This window comes from Erwinia sorbitola, assembly GCF_009738185.1.
Classification (GTDB): domain Bacteria; phylum Pseudomonadota; class Gammaproteobacteria; order Enterobacterales; family Enterobacteriaceae; genus Erwinia; species Erwinia sorbitola.
The window spans coordinates 3,055,018-3,078,568 of sequence record NZ_CP046509.1; the positions used below are offsets into that span (position 1 = coordinate 3,055,018).

The following is a 23,551-nucleotide window of genomic DNA, read 5'->3' on the forward strand; positions in this document are numbered from 1 at the left end:
TATTCAGGCTTTTTCCAGCGTACAAAGCAACGGATGCTCATTTTCCCTGGCATATTTGTTCACATTAGCGACTTTAGTCTCTGCCACTTCGGCAGTAAAAACACCACAGATCGCCTTTCCCTGGTAGTGAACCGCGAGCATCAGTTGCGTTGCACGTTCAACATCATAAGAAAAGAACTTTTGCAGAACGTCAATAACAAATTCCATAGGCGTATAATCGTCATTATTCAGAATAACTTTACACATCGATGGTGGCTTGAGCTCCTCACGAACTTTATCGTCTGCAAGTTTCTCAAAATTAAGCCAGTCGTTTGTCTTTCCCATACATACCCAGTGTGATCAAGATTACTTACTTACGCCACATTAACACTATTCAGGTTAGGAATAACATGAACACAATGTTGTACAGCGTAGTGGAAATTGTGTACAGAAATCACCAATCGCGACCTTCATCACAAAATTTGCAATAGCGTTAACTGCTTCAAATTTTGGTGATTTCATCCCCATCATAACCGCCCCTTTGCTTGACCCTTGAAGCCAATTCTCTACAGTACAAACACAGGCTGAATGAAGTTTAACCAGCCCTCAGGTTTTGTAGTCTGACACCTCACCCAATTTAGAATGTCTTGCGAGGGATGTAGAAGCATGGAGACGGGTACTGTTAAGTGGTTTAATAACGCCAAAGGCTTCGGTTTCATCTGCCCGGTGGGCGGCGGCGACGATATTTTCGCTCACTACTCAACGATTAAGATGGACGGTTACAGAACGCTAAAAGCCGGGCAACAAGTCCAGTTTGATGTGCATCAGGGGCCAAAAGGCAATCATGCCAGCCTCATCGTTCCTGTTGAAGAGGCCATCGCTATCAGCGCATGACCCTCTATTCATTCTGTACAACCCTGCGACAAAATGCCAGCCACTGATGCTGGCATTTTTATACCTCTACCGGCCACCCTGTTAATATGGGTGGGCCTGGAGCAATTTCAACCCTGCCGCGATACCGCCCCGTGGAAAAAAACAAAACATCACCTTTTACCTACCGCTTGCCTACCACCTTCACCGCTATCCAGGTCACACTGGGCGAAGATCAGGTGATACGATGATAGACCGCTACAAATCTCGTCTTGTACAGGAAATGCTCCCGTCCCGGTGTGGGTAATTGCGTCAGATCAAATCAACCTGCGTTAATTATTTCTGCTGCTTGTATCTCAGGCCGTAATCTCATACATAAGATGCATATTAAATACATCTTATAAAGGGTGAGACTATGTTCTGTATTCAATGTGAGCAAACAATGCGTACTCCAGCTGGTGACGGCTGTGCTTACGCGCAAGGTATGTGCGGTAAAACAGCGGAAACCTCCGATCTCCAGGATCTGCTGGTAGCAGTGCTTCAGGGGCTGTCAGCCTGGGCTTTACAGGCGCGCAGCCTGGGAATTATTGACCACGAAGTGGACAGCTTCGCCCCACGTGCGTTTTTCTCCACGCTGACCAACGTCAACTTTGACTCCGGGCGTATTGTTGATTATGCATTTGAAGCCATTACTCTGCGCGAACGTCTGCAACAGCGTTGCGTACAGATGGGCGGCAGTCTGTTTCTTGATCACCCGCTGGCCGCACTGACGCTGGTAAGCCATGATATCGCTGCACTACAGCAGCAGGCCGCGCAATTCGCCCTCAACGATAGCGGCACAGATGCAGATACCCTCGGGCTGCGCCTGCTCTGCCTGTATGGCCTGAAAGGCGCTGCGGCGTATATGGAGCACGCCCACGTGCATGGCCGTTTCGATAATGATGTTTATGCTGAATATCATCAGATTATGGCCTGGCTGGGAACAAAACCAGATAACACCGCCGAACTGGTGGCCTGCGCCATGCAGATTGGCAAAATGAATTTCACCATTATGGGCATGCTGGATGAGGCGCAGACCACGGTATATGGCGATCCGCAGCCTGCTACCGTCAATGTGCGCCCTGTTGCCGGTAAGGCGATTCTTATTTCCGGCCACGATCTGAAAGATCTGCAACTGCTGCTTGAGCAGACCGCAGGCAGAGGTATTAACGTCTTCACTCACGGTGAGATGCTGCCAGCCCACGGCTATCCGGAACTGAAAAAATACCCTCATCTGGTGGGCAACTACGGCAGCGGATGGCAGAACCAGCAAACGGAATTTGCCCGTTTCCCTGGCCCGATTGTCATGACCTCCAACTGCATTATCGATCCCCTGGTAGGCGATTATCAGCATCGTATATGGACGCGCAGCATCGTCGGCTGGCCTGGCGTCAATCATCTGGACGGTGAAGATTTCTCCGCCGTTATCGAACAGGCAGACAGTATGCCAGGCTTCCCATGGAGTGAGATCCCCCATGAGATCACCGTTGGCTTCGGGCGTAAGGTTCTGGTGGACGCCTGTGACAGCGTGATTGACCTGGTGAGCCGTAAAAAACTGCGCCATGTGTTCCTTGTGGGTGGCTGCGACGGTAGCCGCGAGCAACGCAGCTACTTCACCGATTTGGCGCTGGCTATTCCGCAGGACTGCCTGGTGCTTACGCTGGCCTGCGGTAAATACCGCTTCAATAAACTGGAGTTTGGTCATATTGAAGGGTTACCGCGTCTGCTGGATGTGGGCCAGTGCAATGACAGCTATGCAGCAATTATGCTGGCGGTAAAACTGGCAGAGAAACTCAACTGTGGCGTCAACGATCTGCCGCTGTCTCTGGTACTTTCATGGTTTGAACAGAAGGCGATTGTGGTACTGCTGACGCTGCTATCGCTGGGGGTAAAAAATATTCGTACCGGGCCAACCTCTCCGGCATTCCTCACCGACAACCTGCTGGCACTGCTACAGAAAGAGTTCGGTTTAATCCCGGTCACCAGCGTAGAAAACGACCTGGCAACTATTCTGGGCAAGGGGGAGTAACCTATGAGCTCATCTACACTGTGTCCCTGGCGTATGCAGGTTCACCATATCCAGCAGGAAACCCCGGATGTCTGGACGCTGGCGCTGATTAACCATGATTTCTACCGCTGGCAGGCGGGCCAGTTTGCCCTGGTGAAAATCGGTAACAGTGATGAACTGCGCGCTTACACGCTCTCATCCACACCCGGACAAAGTCCGTTTATCACTCTGACCATTCGTCATATTGAACAAGGTAAAGGCTCCGGCTGGCTGACACAGCATGTACGACCCGGTAATGATATCTGGCTGTCGGATCCTCAGGGAGATTTCAGCTGTGAACGCCACCCTGCAAGCCATTACCTTTTTCTGGCAGCGGGCTGTGGTATCACGCCAATTATGTCGATGTGCCGCTGGCTGAAGGCAAAACAGCCTGACTGTAACGTGCAGCTGCTGTACAGCGTGCGATCGCCGCAGGACATTATTTTTGCTGATGAACTGCGCACCATGCAGCCATGGTTAACGCTGACGATTATCGCCGAAAACAGAGCTACAGATGAGATGCTATCTGGCCGACTTGACGGGCAGCGTCTGGCGGCGCTGGTGCCTGACATTAATCGTCGTACGGTGATGATCTGTGGGCCACAGCCCTATATGGACGGCGCGCAACAGAGTGCGCAGGCGCTGGGGGCAGAGAAAATCTTACTCGAGCAGTTCAATCCAACTGACAGCGCAGAGGCCAGCGCCGGTGATGTACAGTTTACGATCCGCAGTCCGAAGCTGTTACAGGGCGCTACCTTTCCGTCGGGATGGTCATTGCTGGCGGCGATGGAACAGCATCAGCTGCCTGTCGCCACAGCCTGCCGCTCCGGCGTATGCGGCTGCTGCAAAACCCGCATTGCTGAGGGGAACTATCGCACCAGCAGCCAGCAGACGCTGACTGAAAGCGAAATCAATGCAGGCTATGTGCTGGCCTGTAGCTGTTTCCCGCAGAGTGATATTGTCCTCGCCTGATCCTCTCTTTTTTGCCGTGTGAAACTGCTTGTTTCACACGGTTTCTACTTTTCAGTGATGCTTAAACTAAGCTTGTGGCAGCAATCTCCACCTTCCCGCTGAAGGATATCTCCACAACTGAGGAAAAAAGCATGAAGCAAACTGTTGCGGCCCTGGTGGCAAAAACACTGGAAAGTGCAGGAGTGAAACGGATCTGGGGCGTTACGGGTGACTCACTGAACGGTCTGAGTGACAGCCTTAATCGCATGGGTACCATCCGCTGGATGCCTACCCGCCATGAAGAGGTTGCTGCTTTTGCTGCCGGAGCAGAAGCGCATCTTACCGGCGAGCTGGCGGTCTGCGCCGGTTCCTGCGGGCCGGGTAACCTGCATCTGATTAATGGCCTCTTCGACTGCCACCGCAACCATGTACCGGTGCTGGCGATCGCTGCCCATATTCCTTCGGCTGAGATCGGCAGTAACTATTTCCAGGAGACTCATCCGCAAGAGCTATTCCGCGAATGCAGTCACTATTGCGAGCTGGTTTCCAATCCGGAGCAGCTGCCACAGGTGCTTGGCATCGCCATGCGCAAAGCAATCCTTAATAAAGGCGTATCCGTTGTGGTTCTGCCGGGTGATATTGCGCTACAGCTGGCACCAGAAGGAGCCTCATCCGAATGGTATCCTCCGCAGCTTCCGCAGGTACAGCCCGTTGCTGCGGAGCTGGAAAAACTGGCAGAGGTGCTCAATCAGGCCGGTAATATCACCCTGCTGTGCGGCAGCGGCTGCGCGGGCGCTCACAGTGAAGTGGTGGCACTGGCAGAAACGCTAAAAGCCCCGGTCGTTCACGCCCTGCGCGGTAAAGAGCATATCGAATACGATAATCCTTATGACGTAGGCATGACCGGATTGATTGGTTTTTCCTCCGGTTATCACGCCATGATGAACGCTGACACCCTTTTGGTTCTTGGCAGTCAGTTCCCGTACCGCGCTTTTTACCCGGCAGATGCCAAAATTATCCAGATTGATATCAATCCCGGCAGCCTTGGCAGTCACTGCCAGCTGGATATGGCGCTGGTGGGGGATATCAAATCGACTCTTAGCGCCCTGCTGCCTCAGCTGGAGGTCAAAACGGATCGCGGCTTCCTGGATAAGGCGCTGGAGCACTACACGAAAGCGCGTAAAGAGCTGGATGACCTTGCCACAGCCAACGATAAACAGCCCATACACCCGCAGTATCTCGCACAGCAGATCAGCCACTTTGCCAGCGATGATGCGATCTTCACCTGCGATGTAGGTACTCCGACCGTCTGGGCTGCCCGCTACCTGAAAATGAACGGCAGACGACGCCTGCTCGGCTCCTTCAGCCACGGTTCAATGGCCAATGCCATGCCGCAGGCAATTGGTGCGCAGGCCATCGATCCTCAACGTCAGGTTATTGCGATGTGCGGCGACGGGGGATTCAGTATGCTGATGGGGGATTTCCTTTCGCTGGCCCAGTTAAAGCTGCCGGTTAAAATCGTGGTATTTAACAACAGCGTACTGGGTTTTGTGGCGATGGAGATGAAATCCGGCGGTTATCTCACCGACGGTACCGATCTGGAAAACCCTAATTTTGCGGCGATTGCTGAAGCCTGCGGCGTTAAGGGATTCCGTGTAGAGCAGGCATCCCAACTGGATAATGCACTACAGCAGGCACTGGCTCACGACGGACCGGCGCTGATCGACGTGGTCACAGCCAAAGAGGAGCTGGCCATGCCGCCGCAGATCAAACTGGAGCAGGCCAAAGGCTTCAGCCTGTATATGCTGCGGGCAATTATTAATGGCCGTGGTGATGAGTTAGTTGATCTGGCAAAAACTAACTGGCTACGGTAAAAATGTGAAGGCCTTTTATACGGACGCTGCGGCGTCCGTTTTACCGTTGACAGGAGAATAAGCTTGATTGATCTGCGTAGTGATACCGTTACCCGCCCCACCCAGGCGATGCTAAATGCGATGATCCAGGCCGAAACCGGCGACGATGTGTACGGTGATGACCCTACGGTGAATAAACTGGAAGCAGAAGCCGCCCGACTGAGCGGCAAGGCCGCAGCACTGTTCCTGCCAACGGGTACCCAGGCTAACCTGGTGGCTCTGCTCTGCCACTGCCAGCGCGGAGAAGAGTATATCGTCGGCCAGCTGGCGCATAACTATAAATATGAAGCAGGCGGCGCGGCGGTGCTGGGCAGCATACAGCCGCAGCCGATTGCTGCCGCCGCTGACGGCACGCTACCGCTGGATGTGGTCGCGCAATATATCAAACCAGATGATGTGCATTTCGCTATCACTCGCTTGTTAAGCCTTGAGAACACCCATAACGGCAAAGTGCTGCCGGTTGAGTATTTGCAACAGGCGTGGACTTTTACCCGTGAACGCAATCTGGCGCTGCATATTGACGGTGCACGTATTTTCAACGCAGCAGTGGCGCTGCAAGTGCCACTGGAAGCGCTCGCCCGCTATAGCGATACGCTGACCATCTGCCTCTCTAAAGGACTGGGAACGCCGGTGGGGTCGCTGCTGTGTGGGAGTGAGGAGTTTATCCGGCGCGCACGCCGCTGGCGTAAAATGACCGGCGGCGGGATGCGTCAGGCGGGCATTCTGGCGGCAGCAGGACTGTATGCCCTGGAGCACAATGTGGCTCGCCTGAAAGATGACCATGATAACGCAGCATGGCTGGCGGAAGCGCTACGTGATATCGGCGTTGATGTCACCCGCTGTGACACCAATATGGTGTTTCTGCGCCTGCCAGAAGCGCAGGTCACCACGCTGGGGCCATGGATGCAGGAACGCGGTATTCTCATCAGCCCTGGCGCGATTACCCGCCTGGTCACTCATCTGGACGTCAACCGCGAGGCTTTGCAACAGCTGGTCAGCCAGTGGCAGGCATTTTTAGCTACGCAGTAACTCAGTCAGAACCGTATTTTTCCAGCAGTGCAGCGGCGATGGCTTCTGTTTCAGCATCGGCCATACCGCTGTAATCTGACGGACGAAAGTGCATCTGAAACGCTGCGATGAGCGCCTGCTGCTGATACGGTTTCATCTGCGACGTAACCTCATAGCCATAACGGGCCAGCAGACTCAGCAGACGGGCCTTATCCACCCGCTGCGTCGGGACACGGCCCGCCAGCCAGTATGTCACCCTTTCGGCATCAGGCCAGGCTCCCACGCCCTGTTGGGCAAACCACTGCCAGGGAAACAGCGGGCCTGGATCCTGCTTGCGCAATGGGGCAATATCACTGTGTGCCACCACATCTTGTGGCCGGATCCCGTAGCGCTGGACAATATCGCGCATCAGCGGCAGCAGTGCATCCATTTGCGACTGAGGGAAAGGCTGCCAAATCACCACCCCGCTGTCACGACGCCAGCCCCGGTTTTCAAGCTCGATACCGATCGAGGTGTCATTTAAGCGCGTGGCACCGCGCCAGAAACTCTCGCCAGCATGCCATGCCAGCATCGACTCAGGCACCAGTCGCCACACCATCGGCTGACCGTCATATTTCGGCGGCGAGGCCGGTAACAAATAGTGCGCACTGACGCTGCGATCGGTCAGCGTGTTCAGTGAGCGCGGAAAATCCCCTGCGGTGTAATGAATGACTAACACTTTAACGCGAGGACGCGCACCGTAAGCTTCCTGACGGGTGTCCACCATATATCCCTGGTGCTGTTGCAGCCCTTCCGGGGTGATGGAGGTGTACAGAAAAATCGCCAGCAGCAGCAACAGCGGGCGGACAATTGACAACGGGCTCATCAGTGGTGCAGTTTAACAGCGGTACCGCTAACGCTGACCATCAGCATGCTGCTGTCTTTGCCCACGGTTTCGTAATCAATATCGATACCGACTATGGCATCGGCTCCCAGCGCTTTTGCTTCCGTTTCCATCTCAGCAAAAGCAATCTGACGCGCCTTACGCAGCTCTTTCTCATACGCACCGGAACGACCACCGACGATATCGCGGATCCCCGCGAAAAAGTCCTTAAAAATATTGGCACCGAGAATCGCTTCGCCAGTTACCACGCCACAGTATTCAGTAATCGGCTGGCCTTCTAACGTTGGCGTTGTGGAAAATTTCATATCGCTCTCCTTTTCAATGATCGCATCGCTCTTGTAAATATCATGAACGGCTATACTTTAATGATAAAGCACACCCGCTGATAACAATAAGGAAATCAAAATGAAATACCAGTCATTTGCTGCCGTAGTACCCCTTGCGCTGCTACTCAGCGCCTGTACTACAGTAGAACCCGCCTACAAGGATATTGGCACCCGGGTGGCCCCCTGTGCCGATGGCGGCCCGGACAGCGTAGCGCAACAGTTCTACGATCTGCGCGTCCAGCAGCCAACGCAGGGCATACCGGATGCACAACTTCTGGCAAAATATCGTCCGCTACTCAGCGAGTCCCTCTACCAGTCGTTGATCAATGCACAGACTAAACCGAATAAAACGGCACTGCTGCGCGGCGATATCTTCTCAAGCCAGAGCCAGGGCCCAACTTCAGCCAGCGTGGCAGACGCCTCAACTATCCCCAATACCGATGCGCGTAATATTCCGCTGCGAGTCACGCTGAAGCGCGGAGATACCAGCTGGCAGGACGAGGTACTGATGGTTCGTGAAGGCACCTGCTGGTCGGTCAGCGACGTGCGCTATCTGGGCCATAACCCGCATTTATCCGGCGGTTCGCTGGTTCAGCAACTGCAAAGATAAAGGCATTATCACTGCCGCTGGCGCAGGCTGGCGGCGGACTCTCCTGCCCGATATATCCCCAAATGCTTTCCTCTATCTTCCGCCAAATAATTTAAAAATCATGGTTTTACTATTCATGTTAACCCTCTATGGCCGTACCTTGCTGTGTACGGTTTCATTAATCTTATTAATCATTTAACCAACTGATTAATGCTATATACACCCTGATAATATCGATAGTATTGGAATAGAAATAGTTGGTAAATCAATGGAGGTAAATAACAGAAAAAACGGGTAAAGATGAATATATTTACGAACCAGTTAATGACAAACAAAACGAATCACTAAAGTGGCTCATAAAAGAGCTAACTGAGACGTTAAATGTTTCAATGAATGAAATATACCGCCATCCTGAAATAGGTAGAAAAAATGCAACAGAGGCTAGCACTGCGAGATGGTAAATATAAAAAATATTCAATTATATTATCACTCATTTTTTCAACCATATATTACCAATTCGTTAAATATTAAAATTAAGTAAGGGATGACATGTTCCAGCTGCGGTTAGTCTCAATTATCATTGTTCTGATGTGCATAACCGGCTGTGATGCCCCGCCAAAAGAAACAGATCCCCGAACTGAACCACCGCTGGTTAGAGTTACTAAAGCTATTCATGTCACAGATTTTTCTCGCTCTTTTACGGGCGTAGTGGCTTCACGTGTTCAGAGTGATTTAGGGTTCAGAATTGCAGGAAAAGTGCTTGAGCGGATGGTTGATACCGGTCAAACCGTCAAAAAGGGTCAGGCGCTGATGTTGCTGGATCCAAAAGATTTAGAATTGCAGGTAAAATCTGACGAACAGGCTTTAGCCGCTGCGCAATCACGCGCCAGACAGGCTGCTGCTGATGAAGCACGGTATAAAAAACTATTAACTATCGGCGCAATCTCCTCTGCCACTTATGATCAGGTTAAAGCTCAGGCCGATATAACCAAAGCTGAATTACGCGCAGCTCAGGCCCAAACGAACGTTGCCAGAAATGCTACCGAATATTCGATACTAACAGCAGATGCTGACGGAGTTATCGTCGAGACCTTTGTCGAGCCAGGCCAGGTCGTTTCCGCAGGGCAAACAGCGATCAGGCTTGCCAGAGCAGGGCAGCGTGAAGCAGTAATAGATCTGCCCGAAACATTACGGATCCCACTTGGAACTATCGCATCTGCTAAATTATATGGTTTCAGCCAGGAAATTGGTCAGGCAACATTAAGGGAGCTGTCTGATACTGCCGACCCTATGACACGCACATTTAAAGCGAGATTTGTACTCACTCCTCCCCTTTCATCAGCTCCATTAGGAAGCACTATCACATTACAAATATCGCAGAGTGAACACCCGTCTGAACAATTAAAAGTTCCTTTAAGCGCAATAATAGAATCCGATAAGGGAAAAGGCCCCGGCATATGGGTTATCGCGGGAGAACCACCGAAAGCATCATGGCGGTCGGTAAAAATAACCAGAATTAGTGACGACAACGCTATTGTTTCAGGAGATATCAATCCCAAAATAGAGATCGTCTCACTGGGTACTCATTTACTCCGGGAAGGTGAGGAAGTGAGACTGGAAAAAAATAAAAATAACTCGTCACAGGGAGGTCAGAATAATGAGTAACTATAAATTTAACCTCTCAGCCCTGGCCGTACGTGAAAAGTCGATTACACTTTTCTTGATTATAATTATCTCCATTTCAGGGGCCATCGCCTATTTAAAACTTGGACGTGCTGAAGATCCCCCTTTCACAGTGAAACAACTGACTGTCATTACTGCATGGCCCGGTGCGACGGCGGATGAGATGCAGAATCAGGTAGCGGATCCGCTTGAGAAGCGCATGCAAGAGTTAAGCTGGTATGACCGTACCGAAACCTATACCCGCCCGGGACTGGCATTCACCACGGTCTCGCTAAAAGACAGTACCCCTCCTGCGGAAGTTCCTGAACAGTTTTACCAGGCGCGAAAGAAAATAAGCGATGAATCGCACAAACTTCCCGCAGGAATAATAGGGCCGATGGTCAATGATGAATATTCGGATGTAACATTTGCCTTGTTCGCACTCAAAGCTAAAGGTGAACCTCAACGACAGCTGGTACAGGAAGCAGAAAAATTACGACAGCAATTCTTACATGTACCCGGCGTTAAGAAAGTCGATATTATTGGTGAGCAAACTGAGCATATCTTCATCTCCTTTTCCTTTGAACGGCTGGCAACACTGGGTGTCACTCCCCAGCAAATTTTTTCAGCCCTGCATGATCAGAATGCACTCACTCCCGCAGGCTCCATTGACACTTCCGGCCCATATATCTTTATCCGCCTTGATGGTGCGTTCGATAAACTGGATAAGATTCGAGAAACGCCCGTTGTGGTCGAAGGTAAAACGCTCAAATTAACCGACGTAGCCACCGTGGAACGGGGCTATGAAGATCCTGCCACATTTATGGTGCGCAGTAATGGCGAGCCAGCGTTACTATTAGGGATCATCATGCGTGACGGCTGGAATGGGCTGGATCTCGGTAAAGCACTGGATTTAGAAACACAAAAAATTAACCATCGTTTACCCCTCGGTATGGCTCTAACCAAGATCACCGACCAGTCAGTAAACATTCGTTCTGCCGTAGATGAATTTATGATGAAATTCTTTGTGGCACTGCTGGTTGTTATTGGGGTGTGCTTCCTGAGTATGGGCCTGCGGGTAGGAATTATCGTGGCAGCAGCGGTACCTCTTACACTTGCAGTGGTCTTTATTGTCATGGGTGCCACAGGGAAAAATCTCGACCGCATCACACTTGGCTCATTAATTATCGCACTTGGGTTACTGGTTGATGACGCGATCATCGCCATCGAGATGATGGTTGTGAAAATGGATGAAGGCTACAGCCGGATTAAAGCCTCTGCCTGTGCCTGGAGCCTCACTGCCGCACCAATGCTTTCCGGAACGCTAATCACCGCTATTGGATTTATGCCTAATGCATTTGCTGAATCAACCGCTGGTGAATATACCAGTAATATGTTCTGGATTGTCGGTGTTGCCCTGATTGCATCCTGGATAGTGGCCGTAGTATTCACGCCTTACCTTGGTGTGGCTTTATTGCCCGATAGACAAAAAACTAAACAGGGCAGAGACTCCATCTATAGCAGCAAAAACTACAATAAGTTCAGAAAGTTGCTTATATCAATCATCACGCGCAAATGGCTGGTAGTTTTCTTGGTTACAGGCTCCCTTCTGCTGGCGGCTCTGGGCATGGGCCTGGTGAAGAAACAATTTTTCCCAATATCCGACCGCCCGGAAGTACTTGTCGAAATTCAGATGCCTTACGGAACCTCTATCAGGGAAACATCGGCAACGGTCAAAGCAGTGGAAAACTGGCTGAACGATCAGAAAGAAGCCCAGGTCATCACCTCTTATATCGGACAAGGGCCGCCGCGTTTTTACCTTGCAATGTCGCCAGAGCTTCCCGACCCTTCATTCGCGAAAATGGTGATTCTTACTGAAAATGCAGAGGCCCGTGAAGAACTTAAGTATCGGCTGCGCCAGGCAATCAGCGACGGACGAACACCCGCTGCAAAAGTCCATGTAACACAGCTTGTTTTCGGCCCTTATTCCCCCTACCCGGTGGCATACCGAATTATGGGGCCAGAACCGAAGATACTGCGCCAGATTGCGACTAAAGTGGAAAAAGTAATGCATAACAATCCATCCATGAGAACAGTGAATATGGACTGGGGTTCTAAGGTTCCAACATTACATTTTTCGCTGGATCAAGACCGCCTGCAGGCACTGGGATTAACCACAGCGTCTGTTTCTCAGCAGCTGCAATTTCTGCTGTCGGGTCTCCCTGTTACAGAAGTCAGGCAAGATAACCGTACTGTACAAGTGACGGGCAGAGCCAGAGACGATACCGGAACCAATCTCAAAAAGATTTCGGCGTTCACATTACAAGGTTCTTCAGGGCAGAAAATTCCCTTATCTCAGATAGGAAAAATCGAGGTTTTAATGGAGGAACCGATTCAAAGGCGCAGAGACAGAATACCGACATTAACGGTACGCGGCGATGTTGCTGAAGGTATCCAGCCGCCTGATATCTCGAAGGTAATAATGAGAGATCTCCAGCCGATTATTGCAGAGCTGCCGGCTGATTACAGAATTGAGCAAGCCGGATCGATAGAAGAGTCGGAAAAATCCAGCGATGCCATGCTCCCTCTCTTCCCCATAATGATCGCATTGACATTATTGATAATTATTCTGCAAGTACGATCGATTGCGGCAATGATCATGGTGTTCGCCACCTGTCCGTTAGGGCTGATTGGCGTAGTGCCAACCTTACTGATTTTTCAGCAACCTTTCGGGATTAGCGCCCTCGGGGGGCTAATTGCACTGGCGGGAATATTAATGCGCAACACTCTCATACTGATCGGCCAGATTCATCATAATGAAAGGGCGGGGCTCGACCCGTTTAACGCGGTTATTGAGGCCACCATCCAGCGCGCACGCCCGGTTCTGCTGACGGCACTGGCCGCCATTCTGGCCTTTATACCCCTCACGCAGTCAGTATTCTGGGGGACGCTTGCTTATACCCTGATTGGCGGAACATTCTGCGGAACTATTATGACACTGGTGTTTTTGCCTGCTATGTATGCGATTTGGTTTAAAATTCGCCCGAACAGCACACTCAGTGAGCAACGCGGTTAATCTCCTGCCGGTACATCTGGTGCGCCTGCAAAGGCGCACTAAATAGTGTTCAACTTCTACAATACGATCTCACCCACACATTTGCATAACGGTGAAGCAACATTGAGGTGAAAACCGTTACATCACGCTATGTTGTGCTACTATTCAATCACCCTGCCCGCATAAATAAATTTTAACGCACAATGATTGCATAACTATGCTGTCGACGTTAAGATTTGCGGCATCAATTGCTATTCACTTTTTGCGCATGAGTATTCAACTAAACGGTATTAACTGCTACTACGGTGCCCATCAGGCGCTTTTTGACATTCAGCTGGCTTGCCCTCAGGGCGAGACGCTGGTATTGCTGGGGCCTAGCGGTGCCGGGAAGAGCTCACTGCTGCGCGTGTTAAACCTGCTTGAGATGCCGCGCTCCGGTACGCTTGAAATTGCAGGCAACCGCTTTGACTTCACTAAACCCCCTACGGACGGCGCGATACGCGAGCTGCGTCAAAACGTCGGTATGGTGTTTCAGCAGTACAATCTTTGGCCGCACCTGACTGTCGTTCAGAACCTGATCGAAGCTCCCTGCCGCGTGCTGGGTTTAAGCAAAGCGCTGGCCCATGAACGGGCAGCAAAATTGCTCGATCGCCTGCGTCTGACGACCTTTGCCGACCGTTACCCTCTGCACCTGTCCGGTGGACAGCAGCAGCGTGTGGCTATTGCCCGCGCGCTGATGATGGAACCGGCTGTTCTGCTGTTTGACGAACCTACCGCCGCACTGGATCCGGAGATTACCGCCCAGATCGTCAGTATCATTCGTGAGCTGGCGCAGACCAATATCACCCAGGTTATCGTCACCCATGAGGTGGAAGTGGCACGTAAAACTGCCAGCCGCGTGGTGTATATGGAAAACGGTTATATCGTCGAACAGGGTGATGCCAGCCGCTTTACACAGCCGCAAACCGAGGCGTTTGCCCACTATCTTTCGCATTAATTGCAGGACATAACGATGAAAAAAGTTGTCATTGCCGCACTGTTAGCCGGTTTCAGCCTGAGTGCCAGCGCCGCTCAGACCCTTCGTTTTGCCACTGAGGCGTCATACCCTCCTTTTGAATTCGTGGATTCTAATAATAAGATCCAGGGATTTGATGTCGATCTGGCCAATGCCCTGTGCCGGGAAATTGGTGCCGAATGCACCTTTACCAATCAGGCATTTGACAGCCTGATCCCCAGCCTCAAATTCCGCCGTTTCGATGCGGTGATGGCAGGAATGGATATTACGCCAGAACGTGAAAAGCAGGTGCTGTTTACCAAAGCCTACTACGACAACTCTGCGCTATTTATTGCCCAGAAAGACAAAGTTGCCAACGTTGAAGCGCTGAAGGGGAAACGTGTTGGCGTACAGAACGGAACCACTCATCAGAAATATCTGGGTGAAAAACTGTCTGGAATCAACGTCGTGCCTTACGACAGCTATCAGAATGCGATCCTTGACCTGAAAAATGGCCGTATCGATGCCGTCTTTGGTGACACTGCGGTGGTTAATGAATGGCTGAAGCAGAATCCTAACCTGACCCCGGTCGGTGAGAAAGTGACCGACAAAGCCTATTTTGGTACCGGCCTCGGCATCGCAGTTCGCCAGGGCAATACCGAGCTTCAGGGCAAATTCAACGCGGCGCTGGACAAGGTGAAAGCCAACGGCACCTATAAAACTATTTACAGCAAGTGGTTTCAGCAGTAATTAATGGACGAACTTTATACTCTTGCCAGCGCCGCCGGGATGACCGTCGGCCTGGCCGTTTGTGCACTAATCGCCGGTTTGATACTGGCGATGATTTTTGCCGTCTGGGAATCTGCACGCTGGCGCCCCCTGGCCTGGCTCGGAACCGGGCTGGTGATGCTGTTCCGCGGGCTGCCGGAAATCCTTGTGGTACTGTTTATCTACTTTGGTGCCTCGCAGCTGCTGCTGACGCTTTCAGACGGCTTCACCCTTAATCTGGGTTTTGCGCAGATACCCATTCAGGTCGCCATTGAGAATTTCGACGTCAGTCCATTCCTTTGCGGAGTCATTGCGCTGGCTATCCTCTACTCCTCTTATGCCTCACAAACACTGCGCGGTGCGCTAAAAGCGGTGCCCCTGGGGCAGTGGGAGTCCGGACAGGCGCTGGGGATGAAAAAGACCGCTATTTTCTTCCGCCTGATTATGCCGCAGATGTGGCGTCATGCCCTGCCGGGGCTTGGCAACCAGTGGCTGGTGCTGCTGAAGGATACGGCGCTGGTGTCACTCATTAGCGTGAACGATATTATGCTACAGACCAAGAGCATTGCCACTCGCACCCAGGAACCCTTTACCTGGTATATGATTGCCGCAGCGATTTACCTGCTGATTACCCTGTTCAGCCAGGCGATCCTTAAGCGTATCGAGCTGCGTACAACGCGTTTTGAGCGGGGAGAGAGCTGATGCTGAGTTATTTTCCCGAGCTGCTTAAAGGTCTGAATACCAGCCTGATGCTCACCGTAGCGTCACTGCTGCTGGCGCTGGTTCTGGCCGTGATATTCACCGTTATTCTCGCGCTGAAAGTCCCGGTGCTCAACCTGGTCACCCGCGCCTATATCACTCTGTTTACCGGCACCCCGCTGCTGGTGCAGATATTCCTGATCTACTACGGCCCCGGCCAGTTCCCGGCGATTCAGAATATTCACTGGCTTTGGGCGCTTCTTTCCCAGCCCTGGCTTTGTGCGCTGCTGGCGCTGTCACTGAACAGTGCCGCTTACACCACGCTGCTGTTCCACGGTGCGGTGCGCGCCATTCCTGACGGACAGTGGCAGGCCTGTGCGGCGCTGGGGATGAACCGCCGCGATCAGCTGCGAATTTTGCTGCCTTATGCATTTAAACGTGCGCTCTCATCTTATTCCAACGAAGTGGTGCTGGTGTTTAAAAGCACTTCGCTGGCCTATACCATCACCCTGATGGAAGTCATGGGCCATGGGCAGCTGCTGTACGGTCGTACCTATGATATTGGCGTGTTTGCCGCCGCTGGCGTCATCTATCTTTGCGTTAACGGGATACTGACCCTGATGATGCGCTTGATTGAGCGTCGCGCTCTGGCGTTTGAACAGCGTAACTGATGCCTGCCGATGCCAGATCCCGCCCAGCGGCTCTGGCATCGGTGAAGAAAACACCTTCGTGGCCCTTTAATCAGCGGATAACTAACGGCATCCGTCATCGATACTGGTCAGGACAATGAGACCGCAAGGAAAAAACAGATGAAAAAAATCGTTCTGGCAGCACTGCTGGCCAGCGTAGCCTTTGGAACCCAGGCCGCAGACAAGATTCGTTTTGCCTCCTCAGCGACCTACCCTCCTTTTGAATCCCTGAACAGTGATAATCAGATTGTCGGTTTTGATATCGATCTGGCTAAAGCCCTGTGTAAGCAGATGAAGGCGGAGTGCAGCTTCACCAATAATCCTTTTGACAGCCTGGTACCGGCGCTCAAATTCCGCCGCTATGACGCGGTGATCTCCGGTATGGATATTACCGAAGAGCGCCAGAAGCAGGTCAGCTTTACTCAGCCCTACTACGCTAACTCAGCGATTATCATTGCGCAAAAAGGCAAATTCACCAGCCTGGAGCAGATGAAAGGGAAACGTATCGGTAGCGAAAACGGCACCACGCACCAGAAATATCTGCATGATAAGCATCCTGACGTCACGGCCGTCGCCTACGACAGCTATCAGAACGCAATTCTTGACCTGAAGAATAACCGTCTGGATGGCATCCTGGGGGATACGGCGGTGGTCGGCGCATGGCTTAAGAGCAACCCTAACCTCAGCGCCGTAGGTCAACATATCACTGACAGCAGCTATTTTGGCACCGGACTGGGTATTGCCGTGCGTAAAGATAATGAAGCGCTGCTGAATAAGTTAAACAGTGCGCTGGAGGCCCTGAAAGCTGACGGCACCATTGAGAAACTCAACAAGCAGTGGTTCCCTGAGTAATTCCGCTAAAAGGGCGCGGCATGCCACGCCCTGATCATTCAGAGGCTAATGCGGGCATAGCTGGCCCGCTTTACACCCGCTGCAACAGCGTCAGCACTTCATAATGTGCGGTGTGCGGAAACATATCAAATAGCTGTACGCGAACAATCCGGTAAGATTGCAGACGACCAATATCGCTGGCCATGGTTTCTGCATTGCAGCTGGAGTAGAGGATCCAGGGCGGTGCCATCTTTTCCAGATAAGCACAAAGCTCCGCGCCAATTCCCCGGCGTGGTGGATTCACCAGCACCAGCTCGGGTACGCTCCCTTCTCCGGTGGCAAAAGCGGTTGAGTCCAGTGCTGCAAAACTCACCTTTTTCAACCCCATTCGTTCGGCAGAGCGCTGCGCACAGGCAATCGCCTGCTGGCTGATCTCAATTCCGGTCAGCTGCATCTCAGGCGTGGCGCAGTGCAGACCAAACCCTCCGACCCCGCAGAACAGATCCCACATGGCGCTAACCTGTAACTCTTTGACCCATTCACGCGCCGTGGCATACAGCCCGGCAGCCACCTGTGGATTTGTCTGGAAAAAGCTTTTCGGCAGCACCGACAGCGGCACGTCGTTTAACTGTTCGGCAAGCACCTGATTATCGGTGAGCGGGATCTCTTCTTCCCCTTCAATAATCGCCATCGCCACCGGCTGAATATTGGCAGAAACTACCGCCAGCTGCGGCAGTGCGCGCTGAAGTTCAGGCAGTGCGGCACGCAACTGCGCCACTTTTGTTGTTGAGCGCAAAACGAAACGCAGCATCAGCTGCCCGTTATGCTGGCTTTCGGTTAACAGAATATACTTCAGCTCACCGCGACGGCGTGCAACGTTATAGGGCGTCAGCCCGGCACGGGCAATAAAGGGACGCAGCTGCGCAAACACCGCTGCAAAACTGTCAGGATAAAGCGGACAGTCACTCAGATCGACCGGCGTACCATCACGATGCAGCATTCCCAACAGCGGGCGCTCAACGCTGCCACTGACAACCATTTTGGCTTTGTTTCGAAATTTTTGCGGCTGCGAGAGCACTGGCGGAAGCCACTGCCCTACCGGATGAGATTCCAGTAACTGCTGTAAATGAGACTGCTTTTGGGAAACTTGCTGAATATACGGCGTTTCCAGCCACTGGCAGGAACGGCAACGCCCGGCGTCATAAAGCGCGCAATGCATGATTAAAGCCTGGTTTGGGTAGCGAAATGCAGTCAGTCAGTATAGCAGTGGAGGATTAACGATAAAACTGCCGACTGTTTTTTGGTGCGAATAGCAGCAAAATCACCAATACATCAGGAAGCTTCTGTAACAAAAGTGACGATACGACCTGACTATCACTCCCATTGCTGATACTGAAAATCTCCGGATAAACCCATCCCATTGAGGCGACAAACATATAGATCAGAACCAGCAGCTGCGCCGCCAGGTACCCCCAGCGTCCCCAGTTATGGCCACGCATCAGGGCAATAGCGCAGCGTAACTCGATAAAGAAAATCAGCTGGCTGGCAATAAATATCAGCGTGGAGTCCCACGCCTGCGCGCTGCGATGGACGAAATTCATCAATTCCGCCAACCCCAGTTCATTGACCAGCAACACAACGCCAAGGCAGCGAGTGGCAATAATAGCGATCCCGGCAATCCACACCGGCACCGGAATACTCTCCATGCCGCGGAACGGGGTTTTGTCCTCTCTCAACACCTCTGACATCTCTTCCTCCGCCCTGCTGCCGCTGCGCCCTGTGATGGTGCAACTGAACCATCATGGTGTCTCTCTGTTGCGCTGATAAGAATATTCCCACTGAGAACAGAAAAAAAGAGCCTTTTAATTTATCGCTGTAAATAAATAATCTTTTTTTCACCTTTATCTGATAGCGGAAATAACCGGTGCTGCCCCGGCTTACGGGGAAGATTAATGACATTAATCAATACTGGCACGATATCTGCAATACGAACCCGGTGGTTCAATGCTTATCGGCATCAGCTACGTTATTTTTAGCCCAGACTGGTCAATAATTCCACTATATGGAACGAAAAAACACTTATGGGCTATTTTGCATAACCTTTGGTCAATATCGGGGAGCAGGAACAAGATGTCTGAAGATAAAATGACCCACCCGGGTGAAAAGTGGTCAGTCGGCGGCGGTGCCTGGCTGGCGTTAATATTAGCTATTCTGTTTTTTTCCGGCCTGTTGTTTAACGTTGAGGGTAAGGCCTGGCTGGGAGCATTTGATTTCACTACTCTGGGTGGCAGTTTCGGCACCATGAAAGACCCGGCCCATAATACCTTCGTCGGCGCTGGTGGCTTAAGTGCGAAAGCCGGTTTCCTGTTCGCGCTCTCGCTGGTACCTACCGTTATGCTGGCCCTCGGGCTGCTGGAGATCTTCACTCATTACGGCGCCATTCGTGCCGCGCATAAGTTACTTACCCCGTTATTACGACCGCTGTTAGGGATTCCCGGACGCACCGGCCTGGCGTTAATTACCGATTTACAAAGCACAGATGCCGGAGCGGCATTAACCAAAGAGCTGTACGACAACAAGCAGATCAGTAAAAAAGATGTGGTGATAATGGCCGCCTGGCAATATTCAGGTGCAGGTCTGATTAATAACTACTTCTCCATCGGCTCGGCGTTATTTGCCTCTCTGGCTACGCCGGTGCTGGTACCACTGGTACTGATGTTCATACTGAAATTTGTTGGCGGAGCTTTTGTGCGCCTCATGCTGAATACCGTTTATAAGCGAGATTTCCACCATGCAGAATAATCCTCAGGTTAGTGTCTCTAATAATCCGTTCGATATCTTTGTTATTGGCGCACGTAAAGGTTTTCATATTGCCATTCACAACTTAATGCCAAACGTGGTGATGGCCTATGTGATTGCAGAAGTGCTCAACCTGCTTGGCGTGATGAAACTGATTGGTACCCTGTTTGCGCCCGTAATGGGACTGTTCGGCCTGCCCGGCGAGGCGGTAACGGTGCTGCTGACCGCGTGGCTCTCATCCTCTGCCGGTACCGGCGTTGCCATCAGCCTGCTGGCGAAAGGCGTACTGACCGGAGGTGACATCACCATTCTTGCTCCGGCGATCTTTTTGATGGGTTCTCAGTTACAGTATATGGGCCGCCTGCTTGGCGTCTCGGACGTGCCGAAAAAATACTGGCCACTGCTGATGCTGACCAGCATTATGAATGCGGTCATCGCCATGCTGGTCATGCGGATCTTTGCGTAACAGAAGCTGAATGGAGTGTATAACGTGTCAAAAGTGTTAGAACATTACCACTACCTGCATGAAATTCCGGAACTGGGTTTCCAGGAGTTCAAAACCTCAGCCTATATCAGTCAGCAGCTGAAAGCAGCGGGCTATGCGGTGCAGGATAATTTCAACGCCACCACGGGTATCGTAGCGGTGCTGGACAGCGGTATTCCCGGCCCGACGCTGGCACTGCGCGCTGATATGGATGCTCTGGGGCATATCATTAACGGTGTACCCTGTGCCCGCCATACCTGCGGCCACGACGGCCACTCCTCCGTAGTACTTACCGCCGCTCAGGAATTGATTGCTGAAAAAGCGGTTAAAAAAGGCCGTCTGAAGCTTATTTTCCAGCCTGCCGAAGAGCTGGGAACAGGTGCACTGGCAATGATTGCCGGTGGTGCGATTGATGATGTAGATATGATCCTTGGTTTTCATGTGCGTCCGGCAGAAGAGTGCGCGGTTGGCACGGCGATCCCTGCCGTTTATTACTCTGCATGCGTCACCGTGGAGGCTATTATACGCGGCCAGACCGCGCACGGCGCGCGCCCGCATCTTGGCATCAATGCGCTGGATGCCGCCGTCAGCGCAGTGCAGGCTGTGAACGCCATCCATATGGCACCGAACAGCGTCTGGAGCGCCAAAGCGACGCGTTTCCTCTGTGATGCCGGCGTGACCAATTCGATCCCTGATGAAGCTCGCGTGGTGTTCGATCTGCGCGCCGCTAAAAATGAAGATATGGTTGAGCTGCAAAGTCGCGTACAACGGGCGATTGAGCACAGCGTCGCCGCCTTTGGTGCACGGGCTGAAGTGCTGGTGCTGAAAGCGATGCCCGCTGCCGAAATTGACGAAGAAATGAGTGCGCTGATCTCCGACGCCATTGTCGAAGTACTGGGAAAAGATGCGTTAATGGAAACCCGCTCCACGCCGGGCAGCGAAGATTTCTTCCACTATCCGGTGCAGCGGCCGTCGGTCAAAGCAGGTTTTTGGGGGCTGGGCACCGGATTAGTTCCCGGCTTACATCATCCCGATATGCGCTTTGACCTGAATGCACTGCCGGTGGGAATTAAGATTTTTAAGGCGTGTGTGAAGAAGGTGCTGGGGTAAATATCGCTGATAGAAAATATCGGGACGGGTTTGCCCGTCCCGATAGTTACAGATTAATGTCCGCTGCGGGCCTTCTGAATATCCTTCAGGCGCTGTTTCTCTTCATGCGCCATCAGCCGCCAGGCAATAAAGCCGACAATTCCTACCACCAGCAGAATCAGGGTAGCCAGCGCGTTGATCTCCGGGTTAATCCCACGGCGCACAGTCGCAAAAATCTGCATTGGCAATGTATTCGCTCCCGGGCCGGTAACAAAGTTAGAGATCACCAGATCGTCAAGTGACAGGGTAAACGCCAGCAGCCAGCCGGTAACAATCGCCGGCGCAATCATCGGTACGGTAATAACAAAGAACACCTTCAGCGGAGTGGCACCCAGATCCATCGCCGCCTCCTCAATCGAGCGATCCAGCTCGCGCAGCCGCGAGTTAATGACTACCGCCACATAGGCCGTACAGAAGGTGACATGGGCCAGCCAGATAGTCAGCATCCCGCGTTCCGCAGGCCAGCCGAAGGCATTTGCCATTGCCACAAACAGCAGCAGCAGCGACAGCCCGGTGATCACATCCGGCATCACCAGCGGAGCCGTCAGAATAAAGGCAAATCCGGTAGAACCTTTGAAACGCCCGAAGCGCACAATCACCATCGCGGCGATAGTGCCGAGAATCACCGCCGCCGTCGCCGACAGCCCGGCCAGCGACAGGCTGAGTGTGACCGCACGAATCATCGCATCATCGTTAAACAGCACGTGATACCAGCGCAGGGAGAAACTCTCCCATGCTGCCAGCTGCGACGAGTTAAACGAATAGATAACCAGCAGCAGCATTGGCGCATATAGAAAGAAGAAGCTGACTGCGAGGATGGCAGTACGCCACTTTGAGCGAATAACCGGTAGCTGACTCACGCCTTATCCCCCTCTTTGTTCTGATGTTTATGGAACCAGATAATCGGCAGGATCAGGATCAGCAATATAATTACCGCCAGCGCCGAGGCAACCGGCCAGTCACGGTTATTAAAGAACTCCATCCATACCACTCGCCCGATCATAATACTGTCAGGGCCGCCCAGCAGTTCCGGGATCACGTACTCCCCCACTGCCGGAATAAATACCAGCATCGAACCGGCAATAATTCCGCCTTTCGTCAGCGGCACAATAACGCTGAAGAAGGTTCTGATCGGACGAGCACCAAGATCGAGCGAGGCCTCCACCAGCGAATAATCAATACGCGTCAGGGCGGTATAGATCGGCAACACCATAAACGGCAGATAGCAGTAAACAATACCGATATAGACCGCCACGTCGGTATACAAAATAGTCAGCGGGTGATCGGTGACACCGATCCACATCAGGAAGCGGTTGAGGATGCCGTTATTGTTGAGAATGCCCATCCATGCATAAACGCGCACCAGAAACGATGTCCACGAAGGCAGAATCACCAGCAGCAGCAGGATATTACGCGTAGACGGCGCAGCATGCGCTACCGCCCATGCCAGCGGGTAACCAATCATCAGACAGATTACCGTTGCAATGCCCGCCACCTGCAATGAGTGCAGATAGGCATCGATATACAGCGGATCTTCCGTCAGCGTAAAGTAGTTACCGAAGTTCAGCGCCATATTCAACTGCCCGTCAGCCCAGCTTAACAACTCGGTGTAAGGCGGGCTTGAGCGCGCAATATCAGCAAAGCTGATCTTCAGAACAATCAAAAATGGCAGCAGAAACAGCAGCAACAGCCAGAGGTACGGCAGGCCAATCACCAGCTTACGGCCATGCGCCATCGACAGGCGGGTCAGAAAGCCTTTAATACCGGTTTGCTGTCCGCTGGGCGGCTCAGGTGGACGTTCAGAAAATTGGCTCAT

Annotated in this window: 23 protein-coding genes; 16 read left to right on the plus strand and 7 right to left on the minus strand. The window is 52.2% G+C overall.

Annotated features, from left to right (window positions below; all coding sequences use genetic code 11):
• Positions 1-3: 3 nt before the first annotated feature.
• Positions 4-324, minus strand: a complete 321-nt coding sequence (clpS, locus tag GN242_RS13700) for an ATP-dependent Clp protease adapter ClpS (protein ID WP_156287668.1) — start codon at positions 322-324, stop codon at positions 4-6.
• Positions 325-645: 321 nt separating this feature from the next.
• Here clpS and cspD point away from each other — a divergent pair, with 321 nt between their 5' ends.
• From cspD to ltaE, 5 genes are all read left to right on the plus strand, one after another.
• On the plus strand, positions 646-873 hold the full coding sequence (cspD, locus tag GN242_RS13705; protein WP_154751955.1) for a cold shock-like protein CspD: 228 nt from the start codon (positions 646-648) through the stop codon (positions 871-873).
• A 391-nt stretch (positions 874-1,264) separates the two neighbouring features.
• Entirely contained in the window at positions 1,265-2,917 is a 1,653-nt protein-coding gene (gene hcp, locus GN242_RS13710; RefSeq protein WP_154751956.1) for a hydroxylamine reductase, read from the plus strand.
• Between the two features lie 3 nt (positions 2,918-2,920).
• On the plus strand, positions 2,921-3,907 hold the full coding sequence (gene hcr / locus GN242_RS13715; RefSeq protein WP_156287669.1) for an NADH oxidoreductase: 987 nt from the start codon (positions 2,921-2,923) through the stop codon (positions 3,905-3,907).
• 131 nt (positions 3,908-4,038) lie between these two features.
• Complete coding sequence (gene poxB, locus GN242_RS13720; RefSeq protein WP_154751958.1) at positions 4,039-5,760, plus strand: ubiquinone-dependent pyruvate dehydrogenase; 1,722 nt, start codon at positions 4,039-4,041, stop codon at positions 5,758-5,760.
• 63 nt (positions 5,761-5,823) lie between these two features.
• On the plus strand, positions 5,824-6,828 hold the full coding sequence (ltaE, locus tag GN242_RS13725; protein WP_154751959.1) for a low-specificity L-threonine aldolase: 1,005 nt from the start codon (positions 5,824-5,826) through the stop codon (positions 6,826-6,828).
• A 1-nt stretch (position 6,829) separates the two neighbouring features.
• On the opposite strand, the gene GN242_RS13730 is transcribed toward ltaE, so the two are convergent.
• On the minus strand, positions 6,830-7,672 hold the full coding sequence (locus GN242_RS13730) for an N-acetylmuramoyl-L-alanine amidase (RefSeq protein ID WP_154751960.1): 843 nt from the start codon (positions 7,670-7,672) through the stop codon (positions 6,830-6,832).
• A complete protein-coding gene (locus GN242_RS13735; protein ID WP_154751961.1) occupies positions 7,672-7,995 on the minus strand; it encodes a heavy metal-binding domain-containing protein in 324 nt (107 codons plus the stop codon). The genes GN242_RS13730 and GN242_RS13735 overlap by 1 nt, the downstream gene beginning before the upstream one ends.
• A gap of 100 nt (positions 7,996-8,095) precedes the next feature.
• On the opposite strand from GN242_RS13735, the gene GN242_RS13740 reads away from it, so the two are divergent.
• The 8 genes from GN242_RS13740 to artJ (GN242_RS13775) all read left to right on the plus strand — a co-directional run bounded on the left by GN242_RS13740 (position 8,096) and on the right by artJ (GN242_RS13775) (position 17,324).
• Positions 8,096-8,626, plus strand: coding sequence for a lipoprotein (locus GN242_RS13740; protein ID WP_154751962.1), 531 nt, complete (start codon positions 8,096-8,098; stop codon positions 8,624-8,626).
• 528 nt (positions 8,627-9,154) lie between these two features.
• Positions 9,155-10,270, plus strand: coding sequence for an efflux RND transporter periplasmic adaptor subunit (locus GN242_RS13745; RefSeq protein ID WP_154751966.1), 1,116 nt, complete (start codon positions 9,155-9,157; stop codon positions 10,268-10,270).
• Positions 10,263-13,343 (plus strand): efflux RND transporter permease subunit, encoded by a 3,081-nt coding sequence (locus tag GN242_RS13750; protein WP_156287670.1) that lies wholly within the window; start codon positions 10,263-10,265, stop codon positions 13,341-13,343. Before GN242_RS13745 ends, GN242_RS13750 begins: the two co-directional genes overlap by 8 nt.
• Positions 13,344-13,590: 247 nt before the next feature.
• A complete protein-coding gene (gene artP, locus GN242_RS13755) occupies positions 13,591-14,319 on the plus strand; it encodes an arginine ABC transporter ATP-binding protein ArtP (protein ID WP_154751968.1) in 729 nt (242 codons plus the stop codon).
• A 15-nt stretch (positions 14,320-14,334) separates the two neighbouring features.
• Positions 14,335-15,066 (plus strand): arginine ABC transporter substrate-binding protein, encoded by a 732-nt coding sequence (artJ, locus tag GN242_RS13760; RefSeq protein ID WP_154751969.1) that lies wholly within the window; start codon positions 14,335-14,337, stop codon positions 15,064-15,066.
• Positions 15,067-15,069: 3 nt separating this feature from the next.
• Complete coding sequence (artQ, locus tag GN242_RS13765) at positions 15,070-15,786, plus strand: arginine ABC transporter permease ArtQ (RefSeq protein WP_154751970.1); 717 nt, start codon at positions 15,070-15,072, stop codon at positions 15,784-15,786.
• Positions 15,786-16,454, plus strand: a complete 669-nt coding sequence (gene artM, locus GN242_RS13770) for an arginine ABC transporter permease ArtM (protein WP_154751971.1) — start codon at positions 15,786-15,788, stop codon at positions 16,452-16,454. The genes artQ and artM overlap by 1 nt, the downstream gene beginning before the upstream one ends.
• 138 nt (positions 16,455-16,592) lie before the next feature.
• Entirely contained in the window at positions 16,593-17,324 is a 732-nt protein-coding gene (gene artJ / locus GN242_RS13775; RefSeq protein WP_154751972.1) for an arginine ABC transporter substrate-binding protein, read from the plus strand.
• A 70-nt stretch (positions 17,325-17,394) separates the two neighbouring features.
• Here artJ (GN242_RS13775) and rlmC read toward each other — a convergent pair whose 3' ends face one another.
• Both rlmC and GN242_RS13785 read right to left on the minus strand, forming a co-directional pair.
• Entirely contained in the window at positions 17,395-18,522 is a 1,128-nt protein-coding gene (gene rlmC / locus GN242_RS13780) for a 23S rRNA (uracil(747)-C(5))-methyltransferase RlmC (RefSeq protein ID WP_154751973.1), read from the minus strand.
• Between the two features lie 55 nt (positions 18,523-18,577).
• Positions 18,578-19,051, minus strand: coding sequence for a YbjO family protein (locus tag GN242_RS13785; RefSeq protein WP_154751974.1), 474 nt, complete (start codon positions 19,049-19,051; stop codon positions 18,578-18,580).
• A 382-nt stretch (positions 19,052-19,433) separates the two neighbouring features.
• On the opposite strand from GN242_RS13785, the gene GN242_RS13790 reads away from it, so the two are divergent.
• The 3 genes from GN242_RS13790 to GN242_RS13800 are packed head-to-tail and all read left to right on the plus strand — an operon-like array spanning position 19,434 to position 21,696.
• Positions 19,434-20,105 carry a nucleoside recognition domain-containing protein gene (locus GN242_RS13790; RefSeq protein ID WP_154751975.1) on the plus strand — a complete coding sequence of 224 codons (672 nt, stop codon included), beginning with the start codon at positions 19,434-19,436 and terminating at the stop codon, positions 20,103-20,105.
• Positions 20,095-20,568, plus strand: a complete 474-nt coding sequence (locus GN242_RS13795) for a YjiG family protein (protein WP_154751976.1) — start codon at positions 20,095-20,097, stop codon at positions 20,566-20,568. Before GN242_RS13790 ends, GN242_RS13795 begins: the two co-directional genes overlap by 11 nt.
• 24 nt (positions 20,569-20,592) lie before the next feature.
• A complete protein-coding gene (locus GN242_RS13800) occupies positions 20,593-21,696 on the plus strand; it encodes an amidohydrolase (RefSeq protein WP_156287671.1) in 1,104 nt (367 codons plus the stop codon).
• A gap of 53 nt (positions 21,697-21,749) precedes the next feature.
• Here GN242_RS13800 and potI read toward each other — a convergent pair whose 3' ends face one another.
• Both potI and potH read right to left on the minus strand, forming a co-directional pair.
• Complete coding sequence (gene potI / locus GN242_RS13805) at positions 21,750-22,595, minus strand: putrescine ABC transporter permease PotI (protein WP_156287672.1); 846 nt, start codon at positions 22,593-22,595, stop codon at positions 21,750-21,752.
• The gene (gene potH / locus GN242_RS13810; RefSeq protein ID WP_156287673.1) at positions 22,592-23,551 is read right to left on the minus strand and encodes a putrescine ABC transporter permease PotH; all 960 of its coding nucleotides are present in this window, start codon (positions 23,549-23,551) and stop codon (positions 22,592-22,594) included. Before potH ends, potI begins: the two co-directional genes overlap by 4 nt.

Coding starts and splice junctions, on each gene's coding strand:
- clpS (WP_156287668.1), bottom strand. CDS start 324: ATGGGAAAGACAAACGACTGGCTTAATTTTGAGAAACTTGCAGACGAT.
- cspD (WP_154751955.1), top strand. CDS start 646: ATGGAGACGGGTACTGTTAAGTGGTTTAATAACGCCAAAGGCTTCGGT.
- hcp (WP_154751956.1), top strand. CDS start 1,265: ATGTTCTGTATTCAATGTGAGCAAACAATGCGTACTCCAGCTGGTGAC.
- hcr (WP_156287669.1), top strand. CDS start 2,921: ATGAGCTCATCTACACTGTGTCCCTGGCGTATGCAGGTTCACCATATC.
- poxB (WP_154751958.1), top strand. CDS start 4,039: ATGAAGCAAACTGTTGCGGCCCTGGTGGCAAAAACACTGGAAAGTGCA.
- GN242_RS13730 (WP_154751960.1), bottom strand. CDS start 7,672: ATGAGCCCGTTGTCAATTGTCCGCCCGCTGTTGCTGCTGCTGGCGATT.
- GN242_RS13735 (WP_154751961.1), bottom strand. CDS start 7,995: ATGAAATTTTCCACAACGCCAACGTTAGAAGGCCAGCCGATTACTGAA.
- GN242_RS13740 (WP_154751962.1), top strand. CDS start 8,096: ATGAAATACCAGTCATTTGCTGCCGTAGTACCCCTTGCGCTGCTACTC.
- GN242_RS13745 (WP_154751966.1), top strand. CDS start 9,155: ATGTTCCAGCTGCGGTTAGTCTCAATTATCATTGTTCTGATGTGCATA.
- GN242_RS13750 (WP_156287670.1), top strand. CDS start 10,263: ATGAGTAACTATAAATTTAACCTCTCAGCCCTGGCCGTACGTGAAAAG.
- artP (WP_154751968.1), top strand. CDS start 13,591: ATGAGTATTCAACTAAACGGTATTAACTGCTACTACGGTGCCCATCAG.
- artJ (WP_154751969.1), top strand. CDS start 14,335: ATGAAAAAAGTTGTCATTGCCGCACTGTTAGCCGGTTTCAGCCTGAGT.
- artQ (WP_154751970.1), top strand. CDS start 15,070: ATGGACGAACTTTATACTCTTGCCAGCGCCGCCGGGATGACCGTCGGC.
- artM (WP_154751971.1), top strand. CDS start 15,786: ATGCTGAGTTATTTTCCCGAGCTGCTTAAAGGTCTGAATACCAGCCTG.
- artJ (WP_154751972.1), top strand. CDS start 16,593: ATGAAAAAAATCGTTCTGGCAGCACTGCTGGCCAGCGTAGCCTTTGGA.
- rlmC (WP_154751973.1), bottom strand. CDS start 18,522: ATGCATTGCGCGCTTTATGACGCCGGGCGTTGCCGTTCCTGCCAGTGG.
- GN242_RS13785 (WP_154751974.1), bottom strand. CDS start 19,051: ATGTCAGAGGTGTTGAGAGAGGACAAAACCCCGTTCCGCGGCATGGAG.
- GN242_RS13790 (WP_154751975.1), top strand. CDS start 19,434: ATGTCTGAAGATAAAATGACCCACCCGGGTGAAAAGTGGTCAGTCGGC.
- GN242_RS13795 (WP_154751976.1), top strand. CDS start 20,095: ATGCAGAATAATCCTCAGGTTAGTGTCTCTAATAATCCGTTCGATATC.
- potH (WP_156287673.1), bottom strand. CDS start 23,551: ATGAGCCAATTTTCTGAACGTCCACCTGAGCCGCCCAGCGGACAGCAA.